Annotated in this window: 15 protein-coding genes; 11 read left to right on the forward strand and 4 right to left on the reverse strand. The window is 41.0% G+C overall.

Translation table 11 applies throughout. From position 1 onward, the window contains the following. Positions 1–365 precede the first annotated feature (365 nt). Genes FFR60_RS21305 through FFR60_RS21315 form a run of 3 tightly spaced genes read right to left on the reverse strand, consistent with a single transcriptional unit; the run spans position 366 to position 1,243 of the window. Positions 366–605 (reverse strand): hypothetical protein, encoded by a 240-nt coding sequence (locus FFR60_RS21305; protein ID WP_171004998.1) that lies wholly within the window; start codon positions 603–605, stop codon positions 366–368. 53 nt (positions 606–658) lie between these two features. Then, positions 659–973 (reverse strand): DsrE family protein, encoded by a 315-nt coding sequence (locus FFR60_RS21310; protein WP_137665727.1) that lies wholly within the window; start codon positions 971–973, stop codon positions 659–661. Positions 974–982: 9 nt separating this feature from the next. After that, the gene (locus FFR60_RS21315) at positions 983–1,243 is read right to left on the reverse strand and encodes a metal-sensitive transcriptional regulator (RefSeq protein WP_088934543.1); all 261 of its coding nucleotides are present in this window, start codon (positions 1,241–1,243) and stop codon (positions 983–985) included. Positions 1,244–1,421: 178 nt separating this feature from the next. On the opposite strand from FFR60_RS21315, the gene FFR60_RS21320 reads away from it, so the two are divergent. The 9 genes from FFR60_RS21320 (at position 1,422) to FFR60_RS21360 (ending at position 9,595) form a co-directional block, all read left to right on the forward strand. Beyond that, on the forward strand, positions 1,422–1,733 hold the full coding sequence (locus tag FFR60_RS21320; protein WP_137665728.1) for a rhodanese-like domain-containing protein: 312 nt from the start codon (positions 1,422–1,424) through the stop codon (positions 1,731–1,733). 1 nt (position 1,734) lies between these two features. Further along, positions 1,735–3,384: an FAD-dependent oxidoreductase gene (locus FFR60_RS21325; RefSeq protein WP_137665729.1), complete on the forward strand. Its 1,650-nt coding sequence runs from the start codon at positions 1,735–1,737 to the stop codon at positions 3,382–3,384. After that, positions 3,377–3,676 carry a rhodanese-like domain-containing protein gene (locus tag FFR60_RS21330; protein ID WP_137665730.1) on the forward strand — a complete coding sequence of 100 codons (300 nt, stop codon included), beginning with the start codon at positions 3,377–3,379 and terminating at the stop codon, positions 3,674–3,676. The genes FFR60_RS21325 and FFR60_RS21330 overlap by 8 nt, the downstream gene beginning before the upstream one ends. A gap of 188 nt (positions 3,677–3,864) precedes the next feature. Further along, complete coding sequence (gene deoC / locus FFR60_RS21335; RefSeq protein ID WP_137665731.1) at positions 3,865–4,539, forward strand: deoxyribose-phosphate aldolase; 675 nt, start codon at positions 3,865–3,867, stop codon at positions 4,537–4,539. Between the two features lie 228 nt (positions 4,540–4,767). Next, positions 4,768–5,214 carry a PTS sugar transporter subunit IIA gene (locus FFR60_RS21340; protein WP_137665732.1) on the forward strand — a complete coding sequence of 149 codons (447 nt, stop codon included), beginning with the start codon at positions 4,768–4,770 and terminating at the stop codon, positions 5,212–5,214. Between the two features lie 81 nt (positions 5,215–5,295). Beyond that, a complete protein-coding gene (locus FFR60_RS21345; RefSeq protein ID WP_137665733.1) occupies positions 5,296–6,672 on the forward strand; it encodes a PTS fructose transporter subunit IIC in 1,377 nt (458 codons plus the stop codon). 8 nt (positions 6,673–6,680) lie between these two features. Further along, positions 6,681–7,703: a Gfo/Idh/MocA family oxidoreductase gene (locus FFR60_RS21350; protein ID WP_137665734.1), complete on the forward strand. Its 1,023-nt coding sequence runs from the start codon at positions 6,681–6,683 to the stop codon at positions 7,701–7,703. After that, positions 7,704–8,750, forward strand: coding sequence for an alcohol dehydrogenase catalytic domain-containing protein (locus FFR60_RS21355; RefSeq protein WP_137665735.1), 1,047 nt, complete (start codon positions 7,704–7,706; stop codon positions 8,748–8,750). It begins immediately after the preceding gene. 68 nt (positions 8,751–8,818) lie between these two features. Next, entirely contained in the window at positions 8,819–9,595 is a 777-nt protein-coding gene (locus tag FFR60_RS21360; protein WP_088934551.1) for a DeoR/GlpR family DNA-binding transcription regulator, read from the forward strand. Between the two features lie 48 nt (positions 9,596–9,643). Here the strand turns inward: FFR60_RS21360 and FFR60_RS21365 are convergent, their stop codons facing one another. Then, positions 9,644–10,561, reverse strand: coding sequence for a prenyltransferase (locus FFR60_RS21365; protein WP_137665736.1), 918 nt, complete (start codon positions 10,559–10,561; stop codon positions 9,644–9,646). 296 nt (positions 10,562–10,857) lie between these two features. Here FFR60_RS21365 and FFR60_RS21370 point away from each other — a divergent pair, with 296 nt between their 5' ends. Both FFR60_RS21370 and FFR60_RS21375 read left to right on the forward strand, forming a co-directional pair. After that, the gene (locus FFR60_RS21370; protein ID WP_137665737.1) at positions 10,858–12,171 is read left to right on the forward strand and encodes an NCS2 family permease; all 1,314 of its coding nucleotides are present in this window, start codon (positions 10,858–10,860) and stop codon (positions 12,169–12,171) included. A gap of 439 nt (positions 12,172–12,610) precedes the next feature. After that, positions 12,611–13,315, forward strand: coding sequence for a helix-turn-helix domain-containing protein (locus FFR60_RS21375; protein ID WP_088934554.1), 705 nt, complete (start codon positions 12,611–12,613; stop codon positions 13,313–13,315). The last annotated feature ends 1,045 nt before the right edge of the window (positions 13,316–14,360 follow it).

Below are 14,360 nucleotides of genomic sequence, written 5' to 3' on the forward strand. Positions count from 1 at the left end.
ATTGGCAATAAAAGCAACAAAAAAAGGAGTGGATTTCTCCACTCCGAAAAAAGTCTAACTTTTTGGGGTCACTACATTCTCCTTAAATCATGGAGGGGGATTTTTTTTCAGTTATGCTTTTTGCAGTTCATTCAGTTATGAGGTATGCCTTGAATTCATTACTTTGTAACGAACAAGCGGTTTAGCATAATGATATGCGAAACGAGAATCAAATTCATTTTCTCGTTTTTTGAGAAAATGATTCCATTGCGACCGAGATAGCAGCGAGTTCCACTTCGCGTTTTTTACGCGATTAGTGGAATCGTATGCGTGATGAAGATAGGATCATTTTTCTGGTTTTTGGAAAAATGATTCATCCACATGAATTAGCTGTCAGTTATGCTTTTTGCAGATTGTTTCATCTGACGGATAAACCCGATTTTTTCTTGAATGGAGACAATCTCTGTTTCGATCGTATTTAGAGCGTCCATGATTTCTTGTTTTTCCTCTTCTGAATGAATATCCTTGGCATTGATTTTTTCAAAATTTTCTTGAATCGTCTTTAAATTAATCAAACTGCCTGTGACATGCATTTTCTTGTTAATATTTTCAATAGTGTCCAACATCCTACCCCTTCCCATGAGCAGTTTTTACATTCCCATAAATAATTTCCCAGCTATTATGGTTTGATATATGCGTAACCCTCAGCCTGTAGCTCAATCAAATCCAAAACACCCGCAGAAACGACAACAACATCCTTCGGTAACTGTTCCTTTACGATCTTATTCGCTCTCATCGCATTGCTGCAGGCATGAAAGGTAACCCCTTCAGTTGCAACAAATGCTTGATTTTCAGCAGCGAGATATCCAGTGATCGCGGCCCCATTTACTAAAATAATTATAGTTATTTTATCAGGTTCTTTCAATAAGTTTTTGACATTGCTGGCTGTCTCTGCCCATTTCTCTTGTTCATCGATGTGGAAAACGACCTTCATGTTTACACCCTATTTCTTAATAATCATATTTATTGCTTGTTCTAGTTTTTGCGCCTGTTCCTCCGGATTCTGATCCGGATTTTCGAAGCAATTCTTCAAATTTTCGGCCACGATCATCCCCATCACGCGATCGATACTGGAACGCACGGCGCTTAATTGAGTAATAATATCGATACATTCCTTTTCATCATCGATCATTTTCTGCACTCCGCGAATTTGTCCTTCGGTTCGTTTCAACCGATTAAGGATCTTTTTTTCTTCTATCTCCATTTTTTAGACACTTCCTTTATTAAATCTGCTTAAGAAGAATATACCTAGATAGGGTATGTTTAGTCAAGTAGGGCGGTCTTTTGACGAATGATTATCAAACAGAATGGTTGACAGTCTTCATTTCTTCATGGTAAAAATACCCTATCAGGTATTTTAGAAAGACGAAGGAGATTAATGTATGTTTAAGCTATTTCAAAAGACTTCCGCTATATCTACGCAGGCTTTAGCGGGAAAATTAGAAGGTTCAATCACGTTGCTAGATGTTCGAACCCCAGAAGAATACCGTAGAGGGCATATTGCCAAAGCCGTAAATTATCCTTTGAATAAAATCGATCGTTACCAAGGAAAAGAAAAAGAAGTCTATGTCATCTGCCAATCAGGAATGCGCAGTAAACAAGCGGCGAAGATATTAAAGCAAAAGGGCTACGAAGTCACGAATGTCCAAGGCGGCATGAATCGCTGGCAGGGTCCAACTAGAGGAGGAAAGTAAAATGAAAATCATTATTGTAGGCGGTGTGGCAGGCGGAATGTCGGCGGCTACGCGTTTGCGTCGTTTAATGGAGGATGCAGAGATCATTGTATTGGAAAAAGGACCGTTCGTTTCATTTGCCAATTGTGGACTGCCTTATTATGTTTCAGGCGAGATCGCTGATCGCGACGCTCTTTTAGTTCAAACACCAGACTCATTGAAGACCCGCTTCAATCTGGATGTCCGGCCATTTCATGAAGTCACGAGTATTTCACCGGAAAATAAAATCGTAACAATCAAAAATGAACAAGGGACATTTGAGGAAGGCTACGATAAATTGATCTTATCACCAGGGGCGAAGCCGTTGATTCCTGAAATGGCAGGATTAGCCGAAGCAGATAATGTTTACAGCTTGCGCAATGTGCCTGATTTAGATCAGATTATGGAAGCACTAGAAGCTAAACCTGCGAAAGCGACGGTGATCGGTGCGGGATTTATCGGTTTGGAAATGGCAGAAAATTTGAAGGCTCGTGGATTAGAGGTCACTGTCATTGAAAAAGCACCGCATGTTTTGCCACCACTAGATGAAGAAATGGCGGCGTTTGTACAAAATGAGCTGATCAAAAATGGCGTTCGAGTGATCACTGGAGAATCCGCAGAAAGCTTCAGTGAACAAGGCAAGAAAATCACTTTGACCAATGGAGAAGTAGTGGAGTCGGATGTGACGATACTTTCTGTCGGTGTTCGCCCGGAAAATACGTTGGCAAACCAAGCTGGCTTAGCAACAGGTTTAGGCGGAGGAATCGTGGTTGATGAAAATTATCAAACGAGTGAGCCAGACATTTTTGCAGTCGGCGATGCGATTGTAGTCAAACAGCAGGTCAGCGGAAACGATGCACTGATCTCACTGGCTTCGCCCGCCAATCGTCAAGGCCGTCAAGTGGCGGACATCATTGCTGGCTTGAAACGGACAAATCGCGGCAGTATCGGTACAGCAATCGTACGGGTGTTTGACCTTGCGGCTGCAGCGACGGGCTTGAGTGAACGGGTAGTTAAACAATTAGGATTAGATTATCAGGTCGCTCACGTTTCTGGAAAAGACCATGCAGGGTATTATCCTGGGGCAAGTGATCTGACCTTAAAATTAATTTTTGATCCAACGACTGGCAAAATTTATGGAGCTCAAGGTGTTGGTGTGAATGGAATAGACAAGCGTATCGATATTTTAGCGACAGCGATCAAAGGTGAATTAACGATTTTTGACCTGCCGGAACTAGAATTCACCTATGCACCGCCATTCGGTTCGGCCAAAGATCCAGTCAATATGCTGGGCTATGCAGCGATTAATTTATCAGAAGGTCTTAGTGATTCGATCCAATGGTATCAATTAAAAGAAGAACAGGAAAACGGCAGCCAGCTGCTAGATGTTCGGAACACTGAAGAATTAGCCAATGGACGTTTCCCTGATGCCGTCAACATTCCTTTAAATCAATTGCGGGAGCGACTGTCAGAGCTGGACTCAACGAAAAATTATATCGTCAGCTGCCATAGCGGATTGCGAAGCTATGTCGCTGAACGATTATTAAAACAAAAAGGCTTCAAGGTGAGGAATTTGGATGGCGCCTTTGCTTTGTATAAAACAGTAAGACCGGAGGAATTGATCTATGATTAATTCGATCGCGATGATGGACTTCTATCATTTGGCGAGACAAAAGGAATTGAACATCATTGATGTGCGGGAAGTCTCCGAGTATCAAATGGGTCATGTTCCTCATGCGAAAAACTTACCATTAAGCGGCTTAGGTACTTATAAGCTCGAACTTTCTCCGGAAAATGAATACTACCTGATTTGTCAATCCGGTGCTCGCTCGGAAAATGCCTGCGCCTTTCTAAGAGATCAGGGCTATCAGGTCGTCAATGTGTTAGGCGGAACAGCCGCTTGGCCGGGAGAACTGGCACATTGATTTTCATTTGCTTTTAAAATAATCTCGAAAACACCAGTTTATGTGATGAACTGGTGTTTTTTTGCCGTAATGTCATGACTTAAAGCCGTTTATTCATTTTGGATTACTTTTTTAAATTTTTATGTATTGACAGAATGAAAGTAAATGATAATATAAAAGTGTAAATAAAAACAAAAAGGAGCAAACGAATGATTGAGTTGGAAAAATTAGCGAACATGGTCGATCATACTTTACTGAAGGCTGATGCGACCAAAGAGGGTTTTGAACAGCTTTGTAAAGAAGCAGACGATTATGGTTTTAAAATGGTAGCGATTAATTCTTATCCAGTAGCGATGTGTCGGGATTTCTTACAAGACAGCGAGGTTCACGTGGGAGCAGCCATCGGATTTCCGTTAGGACAAACAACGATTGAAACGAAGGTATTTGAAGTGCAGGATGCAATCAAAAATGGTGCAGATGAAATCGATTATGTGATCAATATTGGCAAATTAAAGGATGGAGACACTGATTATATTCGTGAAGAAATGAAAGCAATTGTGAATGCTTCTCGTGAAGGTGAAATTATTAGTAAAGTCATTTTAGAAAACTGCTATTTAACTGATGAAGAAAAAGTAGCGGTCTGCGAGATCGCGAAGGAAGTGAAACCCGATTTTGTCAAAACTTCAACCGGTTTTGGAACGGGCGGAGCCACAGTGGAAGATGTGGCATTGATGAAAAAAGTCGTAGGCGATGAGGTTAAAGTGAAAGCGGCTGGCGGCATTCGTGATTTGGCGACGGCTTTGAAAATGGTTGAAGCAGGAGCCGAACGTTTAGGAACAAGCTCAGGCATCAAAATCGTAGAAGAATACAGAAATCTACAATAAACAAACAGCTTGAAATCAAACTTATTTTTCTGATAAGAAAATAAACACATTAAAAAGAAAAAAGATGCCAGTCCAACTTTTCCTAGTAATTAAGAAGCGAGGCACGCACAAGAAGTTGCCGCAGCTCAAAAGAAAGGGACAGCTAGTTGGATGGTATACGGCTTGAAAATCAAACTTATTTTTCTGGTAGGAAAAATAAATACATTAGAATGAAAAAGGAGTAGAGAAATGACCGAAATTCGCGACGTATTGAAACCAGCATTTATCAATTTTGATCTACAAGCAACGGATAAACAAGCAGCGATCAGTGAACTTGCGAACACCTTTGTATCAGAAGGTGTTGTTACTAATGAGAGCGTTTACTTAAAAGCCGTCATGAAACGTGAAGAAGAAAGTACCACTGGGATCGGATTTGGAGTAGCGATTCCTCATGGGAAAAGTGCTGCTGTGACTGAACCTTCATTGGCGTTTGGCCGCAGTCAGACCGGAATCCAGTACGACTCAATGGATGGCAAGCCTGTTCATTTGATGTTTTTGATTGCTGTACCAGAAACATCAAACGATGAACACCTGCGAATCTTGAGCAAACTGTCCCGCAAGCTGATGCATGAGGATGTCCGTCAAAAACTGATGACCGTCACTAATATAGAAGAAATCTATCAGATTTTTGAATAATGTCTGGCTTAACGGACTAGCGTTGGCGTTAATAAGCTGAACGAGTTCGAAAAGTTTGTCTAACTAGAAAGGGTGAAAAAAATGAAAATTGTGGGGATTACTTCGTGTTCGACTGGGATCGCACACACTTATATGGCTGCCGAAAATTTAGAGATCGCAGCTAAAAAACGCAATATCGAGATTAAAGTGGAAACGCAGGGGTCGATTGGAGCGGAAAATGTTTTGACCGAGCAAGAGATCGCCGATGCGGATGCCATTATCATCGCAGCGAGTACATCGGTTAATAAAGATCGCTTCAATGGCAAGCGCTTATTGGAAGTCGATGTAACAGAGGCGATCGATCATCCGGATGATTTATTTGATCGTGCACCTAATGCAGCGATCTATACGACTTCAGCGGACGTAAAATCAGAAGCTAAAGCAGAAAAAAGCGGGATATACAGTCATCTAATGACAGGTGTTTCCTACATGATCCCATTTGTAGTAGCTGGCGGGATCTGTATCGCATTGGCATTTGCTTTTGGCGGAATCAATGCCAAAGGGGAGCTGGCTTCTGCGATCAATGAGCTGGGCGGAATCGCGATGGGCTTGATGTGGCCGATCTTGGGGGGATATGTGGCCTTCTCGATCGCTGATCGTCCGGGACTTGTTCCAGGGATGGTAGCGGGCATGATCGCGTCATCGATGAACGCCGGATTCTTAGGAGCATTACTAGGCGGATTCCTAGCGGGGTATACCGTTCATTTCTTGAAGAAAGCTCTGAAATTGCCGCCAGCCTTTTCTGGTTTGCTGCCGGTATTGATCCTTCCAGTTATTTCGGTCCTGTTCGTTGGACTGGTAATGAAATTTATCGTAGGGATTCCGATTACGGCATTAAATGAAGGAATCACGAATTGGTTGAATAGTTTATCTGGTATGAACTCGGTATTGCTGGGGCTGCTTTTAGGCGGTATGATGGCGATCGATTTAGCGGGACCGATTGGAAAGGCGGCTTACTTCTTCGGGGTGGCTTCGTTAACAAACTTAGGTGTCGGAGAGACAAGCATGGTGATGGCCGCGGTTATGGTTTCTGGGATGGTACCTCCGTTAGCAATGGCTTTATCCTCAACTGTTCTCGGAAAAAACTTATACAGTAAAGAAGAACGTGAAGCAGGGAAGTCTGCTTGGGTCTTAGGCCTATCTTTCATATCAGAAGGGGCGATTCCTTTTGCGGCGGCAGATCCGATCCGAGTTTTAGCTTCTGTGACCGTTGGTTCAGCGATCACCGGTGCATTGTCAATGATCTTTAAGTGCGGGATCGCGGTTCCTCATGGCGGCTTCTTCGTTTTCCTGATTCCAGGCGCAGTCGAAAATGTCCTGCTGTATGTTTTGGCACTAGCGATCGGAACAGCGGTCAGCGGATTTTTGGTAACAGCAGTAAAAGTATTCTCGCAGAAGAAACAAACGGCTAAGGAGTAATGATCGGCATGACAGAATTGATTAACATTTGTTTGATAGGAACAGGCAGGGCTGGGATGATTCACGGAAAAAATTTCGCTCGGCGCATTGAAAAGGCAAAATTGATTGCTTTGTGTGATCCTTCAAAGGAAAGCTTGGAGCTGGCTCAAAAGGAAGTGGATTGCCAATACATCTATGAAGATTATCGTGAAGCAATGAAAAATCCCGAGATCGACGCCGTCGTGATCGTTACGCCGACAGTCTATCATAAGGAGATCGCATTGGCTGCGGCTGCGGCAAAAAAGCACATTCTTTGTGAGAAGCCCTTGGCGATGGATGAGGCGGAATGTCTGGAAATGATTCAGGCGGCGGAAGAAAATCAGGTGAAGCTGCAGGTCGGCTTTATGCGCCGCTTCGATGCCAGTTTTCAAGAAGCTAAAAAAGTCGTGGAATCTGGTGCAATCGGCGATGTCGTTTTGGTGAAATCACTGACTCACGGACCAAGCGAACCTAAGCCTTGGATGTTTGATATCCATAAAAGTAATGGACCGATCGGTGAAGTAAACAGCCATGACTTGGATACTTTGCGCTGGTTGACCGGAAGCGAAGTGAGCAGTATTTATGCTAATGGCGGGAATTATCGTTCTCCCGAAGTAAAAGAAGAGTTTCCTGATTATTATGATACGGTAGCGATGAATCTACGTTTTGCAGATGGCAAGCTGGGTATGATCGATGGTGCTCAATATGTTCAATACGGCTACGACGCGCGGACAGAGATTTTGGGAACCAAAGGGAGCATTTTAGTCGGCGATCAAGGCAAGCATAATATCGTAGTAGCTACTAGCGATCAGCAGCTGACTCAGCCGACGATGCACAGCTGGATGTATTTATTCAGAGAGGCCTATGTGGCAGAAGATCAAGCATTTGTTGATTGTATTTTGAATGATACGCCGCCTCAGTGCACGGGACATGATGGCTTGATGGCGGTTCGGTTAGTTAATGCGGGCTTGACCTCGCTGCTGGAAAATAGAATTGTTGAGGTGGAAGGATAAATGAAAGCAATCCAATTATTAGGCAAAGAAAAGATTCAATTAAATGAATTAGCTAAACCAGAAATAACCGAAATGGAAGTCTTGATAAAGGTTAAAGCAGCCTCGATCTGCGGGACCGATGTTCGGATGTATAAGAATGGTTATCCTTCTGCCAGCGAAGAAACGCCATTGACTTTAGGGCATGAGATTTCAGGCGACATTGTCGAAGTGGGTGATGCAGTCAATTTTTATAAAGCAGGGATGCGAGTGGCGATCGCGCCGAATATGGGTTGCGGAATTTGTGATCAGTGCGTTAGCGGCAACACCCATCTGTGTGAAACTTATGAAGCATTTGGGATCAATTTACCCGGCGGTTTCGCAGAATACTTGGTCATCCCCGAAAAGGCCGTCCGCCAAGGAAATATCTCGTTGATTCCCGATGAACTGTCGTATGAAGAAGCAGCTCTAATCGAACCATTCAGCTGTGTATTCAACGGACAAGAGATCGCCGGAAACAATCCAGGAGATAATGTTTTGATCATTGGATCAGGTCCGATCGGGATCATGCACGCGATGTTGGCGAAAGCTCGAGGTGCGGGGAAAGTCATGATGAATGATCTATCAGAAGCACGTTTGGCCGATGCGAAGCAAATGATCCCTGATCTGATTACGCTGACTTCGGAAGATTTGAAGAAAAAAATCTTTGCCGAAACGAATAATCAGGGCGCGGACCTGTGTATTATTGCCGCGCCGGCTCCACAAGCACAAGAAGCAAGCTTCGGTTATATGGCGATGAACGGCCGCTGTCTCTTCTTTGGCGGTCTGCCAAAAGAAAGAGAAGAAGTGAAACTAAATACTAATATTCTCCACTATAAACAATTAAGAGTTTTTGGTTGTACTCGTGCTAGTTTGATGGGGTATCGAACCTCGGCACAGCTGGTTGCCAGCGGCAGAATCCCATTAAAAGAGTTGATTACGAAGCGTTATTCGATCGATCAATTTGATGAAGCATTAGACAATGCTAAAAATGCGATTGGATTAAAAAATGTAATTGTCTTCAAAGAATAATTTTAGTTCAATTGCTTACGTTTTCAGTTTCTTTTATAATGAAACAAAACACAAAAAGGTGATAAAAGATGGATGATCAATTGTATGCAGAAGAACGAAAGCAATCAATCGTTAATATAGTCAACGAGAAAAATCGGATGCAGGTTGCCGAGTTGGCGGATCTGTTTAAGGTGACGGGCTCGACGATTCGAAATGATCTGCGGGAGCTTGAGAATGAAGGCTTGGTGACTCGCACGCACGGCGGGGTGATTAAGCGCGACTTTCAACGGAGTGTCGAGATTGTACCTAAGAGCCGCGAGTTTACCAATGAAAAATATCGCATCGCAGAACGAGCAGTCCGCTTGATTGAAGAAAATGATATTTTGGCGATTGATACGGGAACTTCTTGTCGCGCTTTCGCTGAAAGATTGATCAATAGTCCGTTGAAGCGACTGACTATCTTGACCTATGATTTGGAAATCGCCTTATTGTTAAGCGAAAAGACCAATTATCAAGTTCAAATCATCGGCGGAGCAATCCGCAATGGGTATCCGTATGTGTCAGGCAGTTCGGTGGCACTTGGGTTGGCCGGCTTTTCTGTCGATAAAGTAATCTTGGGAACCACCTCTTTTGATAAGAACTATGGCTATTCGACCCCCAATTATGAAACGGCAGAAATGAAAAAATGCTTGATGAATATTAGTCGGATAAAAATTGTACTGTGCGAATCCAGCAAGATCAACCAGCGCAGCTTCAAGCAATTTGCGACACCGGATGAATGTGATTACTTGATTACAGATTCTCATATTACGCAAGAACAGCAGACCGACATCACTGGATTGAACATCAATCTGCTGCTTGTATAAAACAAAGGCCTGTTTAATCTCCTCTAAGGAAGTTAAACAGGCTTTTTGTTATGCAAAAAATGAACCGATAAAGTAAAGAATCGGATAAAGTACCATGATCACTGACATGGCTTTTAAGACGATCGGGAAGGTTGTCCGCTTATCTTGCAATGCGCGATATTTTTTTAGGCTCTGCCAATTTTTAGGGAAAAGGAAGATTAAAAACAGTACAGTCCATGGTGCCATACCAGCAATAACTAAAACGAACAGCCAGATAAAGCTGAAGACATAGACGCTGGATAATACTTTTACCGCTAAAGGTTTGCCTAAATAATAAACTAACGTCTTCCGATGATTCTCGATATCCTCTTCCAAATCACAGGTATTATTTGCCAATAAATTATTGAACATCATCAATACTAGCGGCAGGCTGATCAAGAAAACTTTACCGATCATCGCAAACGTGATGGTATGGGTTTGATAAACCGCGAGATAATAGCTTACTACCGGAATAAAGAATCCGCTGGCGGTACCAGTCAAGGCTTCTGCGATGGGCAGGCTGTTCAATGGACGGCGGCCATAGGAATAAAACAAGCCAATATAAAAACCGATGACCCCTAAAATTCCGATTACCCAATTCGTTCGCAAAACTAGCAGCAATCCTAATAGGAAGGAAACGGTCAAACTAAACAAATAAAAATTGCGTACGAAACGCAGATCCAGATGATCACGCCCAATGATATTGGTTTGCTGCTTGTAGTTTTCATCAGAAGCATTTCGATAATCCATATAATGGTTAAAAACATTCACGGTGATATGGAACATCACGATAATCAAAACAAATAGGAAAAATTCCGGTCCCGGCAGTCTCAGACTGTTAAATTGAAATTTCGCGATGGCATAGCCTAGTAAAATAATGAAAAGATTTAAGGGGGCAGTGTAGATTTCCGTCAATTCCCAAAATTGTTTAAAGGTAAGCTGTTTCAAAATAATTCTCCTTTTATATCTATAGTTTATACGGTCTGCTCATTAACAAAGAATAATCTCGGCAGCAATGGAGTCCTTTTCAAAAATAGCGAGGTTTGAGCTATTTGTCCAATAGTTTGTTTAGGCTGAGGGAAAGGTTTTCAATAGAACAGATTATTTTTCCAGTTAATGTTCGTGTTTAGTCGTGTTTATACATTATTGTTTACTTATTATCCTGTTTATTATATGATTATCCTCGTTGTTTGAAAAAACATGCTATTATTTTACGAACATTTTTAGCTTATAGGAGGAGTATCATGAAAGGGAAGATAAATTCCTATTTTGAACTTGAGAAATTGAACACTACCGTAAAAAGAGAAATCTTGGCAGGCTTTACTACCTTCATTTCGATGGCTTATATTCTTTTTGTCAATCCTAGTGTCCTAGGTGCGTCAGGAATGAACGAGGGAGCTGTCTTCACTGCCACCGCGTTAGCTAGCGCATTGGGTTGTATTTTGATGGGAGTTCTTGCCCGTTATCCGATCGCTACGGCACCCGCTCTGGGGATCAATGCCTTCTTTGCGTATTCCGTTTGTGTCGGTATGGGTATCCGGTGGGAAACTGCTTTGGCCGGCGTATTCGTCGCGTCGCTGATTTTCATCTTGATCACGATTTTTAAATTGCGTGAGATGATCATTGATGCTATTCCAGCGGATTTAAAATATGCCATCTCTGGCGGGATCGGCTTGTTCATTGCTTTTCTAGGTTTGAGCGAAGGCGGCATCATCGTTGCCAATAAATCGACCTTGGTCGGCTTAGGCTCAATGAGTGTCGGTACGACTTGGTTAACGGTCTTCGGTTTGATCGTGACTGCGATCTTGATGGTTCGCCGAGTACCTGGCGGGATATTCATCGGAATGGTCGCAACAACCTTATTAGGATTAGTAACTGGCTTGATTCAAGCGCCGACTCAAATCATTTCCGCCGCACCGAGCTTGAAGCCGACTTTTTTAGTGGCTTTAAAGCATGTAAAAGACATCAACACACTCCAGCTTTGGGTCGTTGTACTGACGTTCTTATTAGTTACCTTCTTTGATACTGCCGGAACTTTAGTCGGCCTAGCCAATCAAGCAGGATTTATGAAGGATAATAAAATGCCGCGAGTTGGTAAAGCATTAGCATCGGATTCTACTGCGATGTTGGCCGGATCACTATTAGGCACTTCACCAGTAGGAGCCTATGTAGAATCCTCCGCAGGTATTGCTGTTGGCGGACGTTCAGGCTTGACCGCTATTACGACAGGTATCTTCTTTATCTTTGGGTTGTTCTTCTCCCCATTACTGTCGGTGGTTACCTCACAGGTAACTGCACCAGCACTAATCGTTGTGGGTGTCTTGATGGCTCAATCACTAAGCCAGATCAAATGGAATCAACTTGAAATTGCGATTCCGTCATTTTTGATTTTGATCGGCATGCCGTTAACCTATAGTATTTCCGATGGTATCGCCTTAGGTTTCATTTTCTATCCAATCACAATGATCGCTGCCAAACGCGGTAAAGAAGTTTCTCCAATCATGTATGGGCTGTTTTTTGTCTTTATCGGCTTTATGTGGATATTAAATGTTAAATAAAATGGAATAAAACTACTGCTCATTCCGAATAATCGTAAATGAGCGGTACTTTTTTTCATTTTTCAATTGTTTAAGAAATTCATTTTAATGTCTTTATTTGCAGAATAAAGACTTAAATACTGGGGTAATCAGTCTATTTGATTTTTATTTAATGGAATAAACGGCGTCACTAAGGCATTAAGTAGGTTTGTTCGTTATTATTCCGGCCATAAACAGCATTGGCTATGATTTTATTATATAAAATTAAAAATTGACCTAAAATTAACTGTATAATATAATTAAACTATATAATTATTTTTTTGATTTGCCACAATTAATGATATTTCCAATTAATTTCCGAAATTTATTAAGCAAGTGCTTTCATTCAAGAAGAGTGGGCATTGTGATTTAGATAAAAAGTATTTAGTTGGAAAAGGTAATTTTAAGGAGGATGCAAAGGATGCAATTATTGCTTTTGACCAAGGTACCACTATACGAAGAAGATTTTGAACGACAATTAAAACAGTTAGGAAATGAAGTCTATTGTTCTAGCAATGTGATGACGAGAGTGAATAAAAGTTCTTTCGATAAGAATTTCTTTACTCAATTCGAAGGAATAATTTTTAGTGAGACGCTTTATGATATCGATGTGTATGAGGTCATCAACCATTTACCTGAAGGAAATATGAAACTCTTCCGTCGAACGATGGGAAGCAACTATGATATTACAAAACCGGAGCCGTTTCATGCTTGGATTCCAGTAAATTCTGATTTAGAGAGATTACGAGAAATTTTACTGATTGCGGAGCTGTCAAATCTAGCTACCAAGGATGCTATTCACGTTCAACAAGTTACCGTTAAACAAAAGTTATCAGAATTGAACTTGAAGCTGAAACAAAAAGAAATTGTTTACTACTTGATTCAAGCTGGTGATCGAACAGTTCCTCGAGAAGAGATCAGCCACCAAATTTGGGAGAAGGAACCGACTAAATCAGTTTTAGCGAGTCTTTCAAAAGTTGTTTCAAAAGTTAATGAGAAGCTGGAGCATAAATTCGGTGATGATGCGATTCAAACTGTTTGGGGACAAGGCTATCGTTTAAGCAAAACCTTTTACGATTATTTAGAGAATGATTTTGCTGATAAGCAAGAATTCATCATTCATTAATTTCCCGCCTGCCATTATTCTGTATGAAGCATTTTCAACAGAAGTTCATTGAAAGGGTTCAATAGAAATTAAAGCGATTTTCGTTTCTAAGTTGTGAAACGAGAATCGCTTTTTTGTTTTGATCTTTAAGAAAGTATCCGTTCTTTACAAGTAAAGAACTTTTCTGCACAACTGACATATTGGAAGTAAAAAATCTGGTTAAACCTAAGAAGTACCAATTAGGAATAATCGCTATCCGCTCCTAAAGGTCTTTGTGATTCATAGCGATTTATCAAAAGATTAGTCTTTTTGCTGTGCGACACAGCGGTCGTTCTATAGAGCTGATGTGGAACAAGTACCTACTTGGGTGCTCAAGAGCTAAGCGAGTTCGTGAAGCTTTTCTTTTCCTCCATGGCTAGGAGTGTTTGAATAGTTTCAGGTGAGCAGCTTATATTAATGCACTGATAATCACCAGAATAATATAAATAATGCATACGGAATAATGGGAAATGACTTTTTAATTAATTGAATGAAGCACGTGAAGTTGCTGAAATAGCGCCCTATATAACAATAAGAGAATAATTGTTATCAAGGAACTAAGGAATAATGGATTTAATAAATAGCATCAATTAGCTATTTATAGCCTGAAAATTATAGATTATATATTTATCATATTAGAATGGATTTTCTAATTTAGAATAAATGTAAAAAGTTCTAAAAGGGAACAAATTAGAAAAATAACCGGGAACAGAAAAAAGATATGAACAAGCATTTGATTAAATATTCGTATATCTGTATAAATATCTAATTATTGCATTTTGCTAGTAAGTGGACTTTATTATTTTCTCTCGATAAATATCTTAAAAATGGTTGAGCTTGATTTGGTTTTTGCAGGAGAGTATTTTACCTTCACCGATCTGAAAATAGAAATATAGTTTTTGATATTAAGGAATTAAGAGGATAATTATCTTTAGAGAATTATTATCATATAGCTATTTATATTGGAATTATCAGAAAATTAGCCTTCGCTTTGAAACTCTTTAGATAAATGCGTAAATGGTTAAAG

Source organism: Enterococcus hulanensis (assembly GCF_005405485.1).
GTDB lineage: Bacteria > Bacillota > Bacilli > Lactobacillales > Enterococcaceae > Enterococcus_A > Enterococcus_A hulanensis.

What these genes read in the sequence shown, in the direction of transcription:
- FFR60_RS21325 (WP_137665729.1), top strand. Translation starts at nt 1,735, where the DNA reads ATGAAAATCATTATTGTAGGCGGTGTGGCAGGCGGAATGTCGGCGGCT.
- deoC (WP_137665731.1), top strand. Translation starts at nt 3,865, where the DNA reads ATGATTGAGTTGGAAAAATTAGCGAACATGGTCGATCATACTTTACTG.
- FFR60_RS21345 (WP_137665733.1), top strand. Translation starts at nt 5,296, where the DNA reads ATGAAAATTGTGGGGATTACTTCGTGTTCGACTGGGATCGCACACACT.
- FFR60_RS21315 (WP_088934543.1), bottom strand. Translation starts at nt 1,243, where the DNA reads ATGGAGATAGAAGAAAAAAAGATCCTTAATCGGTTGAAACGAACCGAA.
- FFR60_RS21350 (WP_137665734.1), top strand. Translation starts at nt 6,681, where the DNA reads ATGACAGAATTGATTAACATTTGTTTGATAGGAACAGGCAGGGCTGGG.
- FFR60_RS21355 (WP_137665735.1), top strand. Translation starts at nt 7,704, where the DNA reads ATGAAAGCAATCCAATTATTAGGCAAAGAAAAGATTCAATTAAATGAA.
- FFR60_RS21320 (WP_137665728.1), top strand. Translation starts at nt 1,422, where the DNA reads ATGTTTAAGCTATTTCAAAAGACTTCCGCTATATCTACGCAGGCTTTA.
- FFR60_RS21310 (WP_137665727.1), bottom strand. Translation starts at nt 973, where the DNA reads ATGAAGGTCGTTTTCCACATCGATGAACAAGAGAAATGGGCAGAGACA.
- FFR60_RS21370 (WP_137665737.1), top strand. Translation starts at nt 10,858, where the DNA reads ATGAAAGGGAAGATAAATTCCTATTTTGAACTTGAGAAATTGAACACT.
- FFR60_RS21360 (WP_088934551.1), top strand. Translation starts at nt 8,819, where the DNA reads ATGGATGATCAATTGTATGCAGAAGAACGAAAGCAATCAATCGTTAAT.
- FFR60_RS21330 (WP_137665730.1), top strand. Translation starts at nt 3,377, where the DNA reads ATGATTAATTCGATCGCGATGATGGACTTCTATCATTTGGCGAGACAA.
- FFR60_RS21340 (WP_137665732.1), top strand. Translation starts at nt 4,768, where the DNA reads ATGACCGAAATTCGCGACGTATTGAAACCAGCATTTATCAATTTTGAT.
- FFR60_RS21375 (WP_088934554.1), top strand. Translation starts at nt 12,611, where the DNA reads ATGCAATTATTGCTTTTGACCAAGGTACCACTATACGAAGAAGATTTT.
- FFR60_RS21305 (WP_171004998.1), bottom strand. Translation starts at nt 605, where the DNA reads ATGTTGGACACTATTGAAAATATTAACAAGAAAATGCATGTCACAGGC.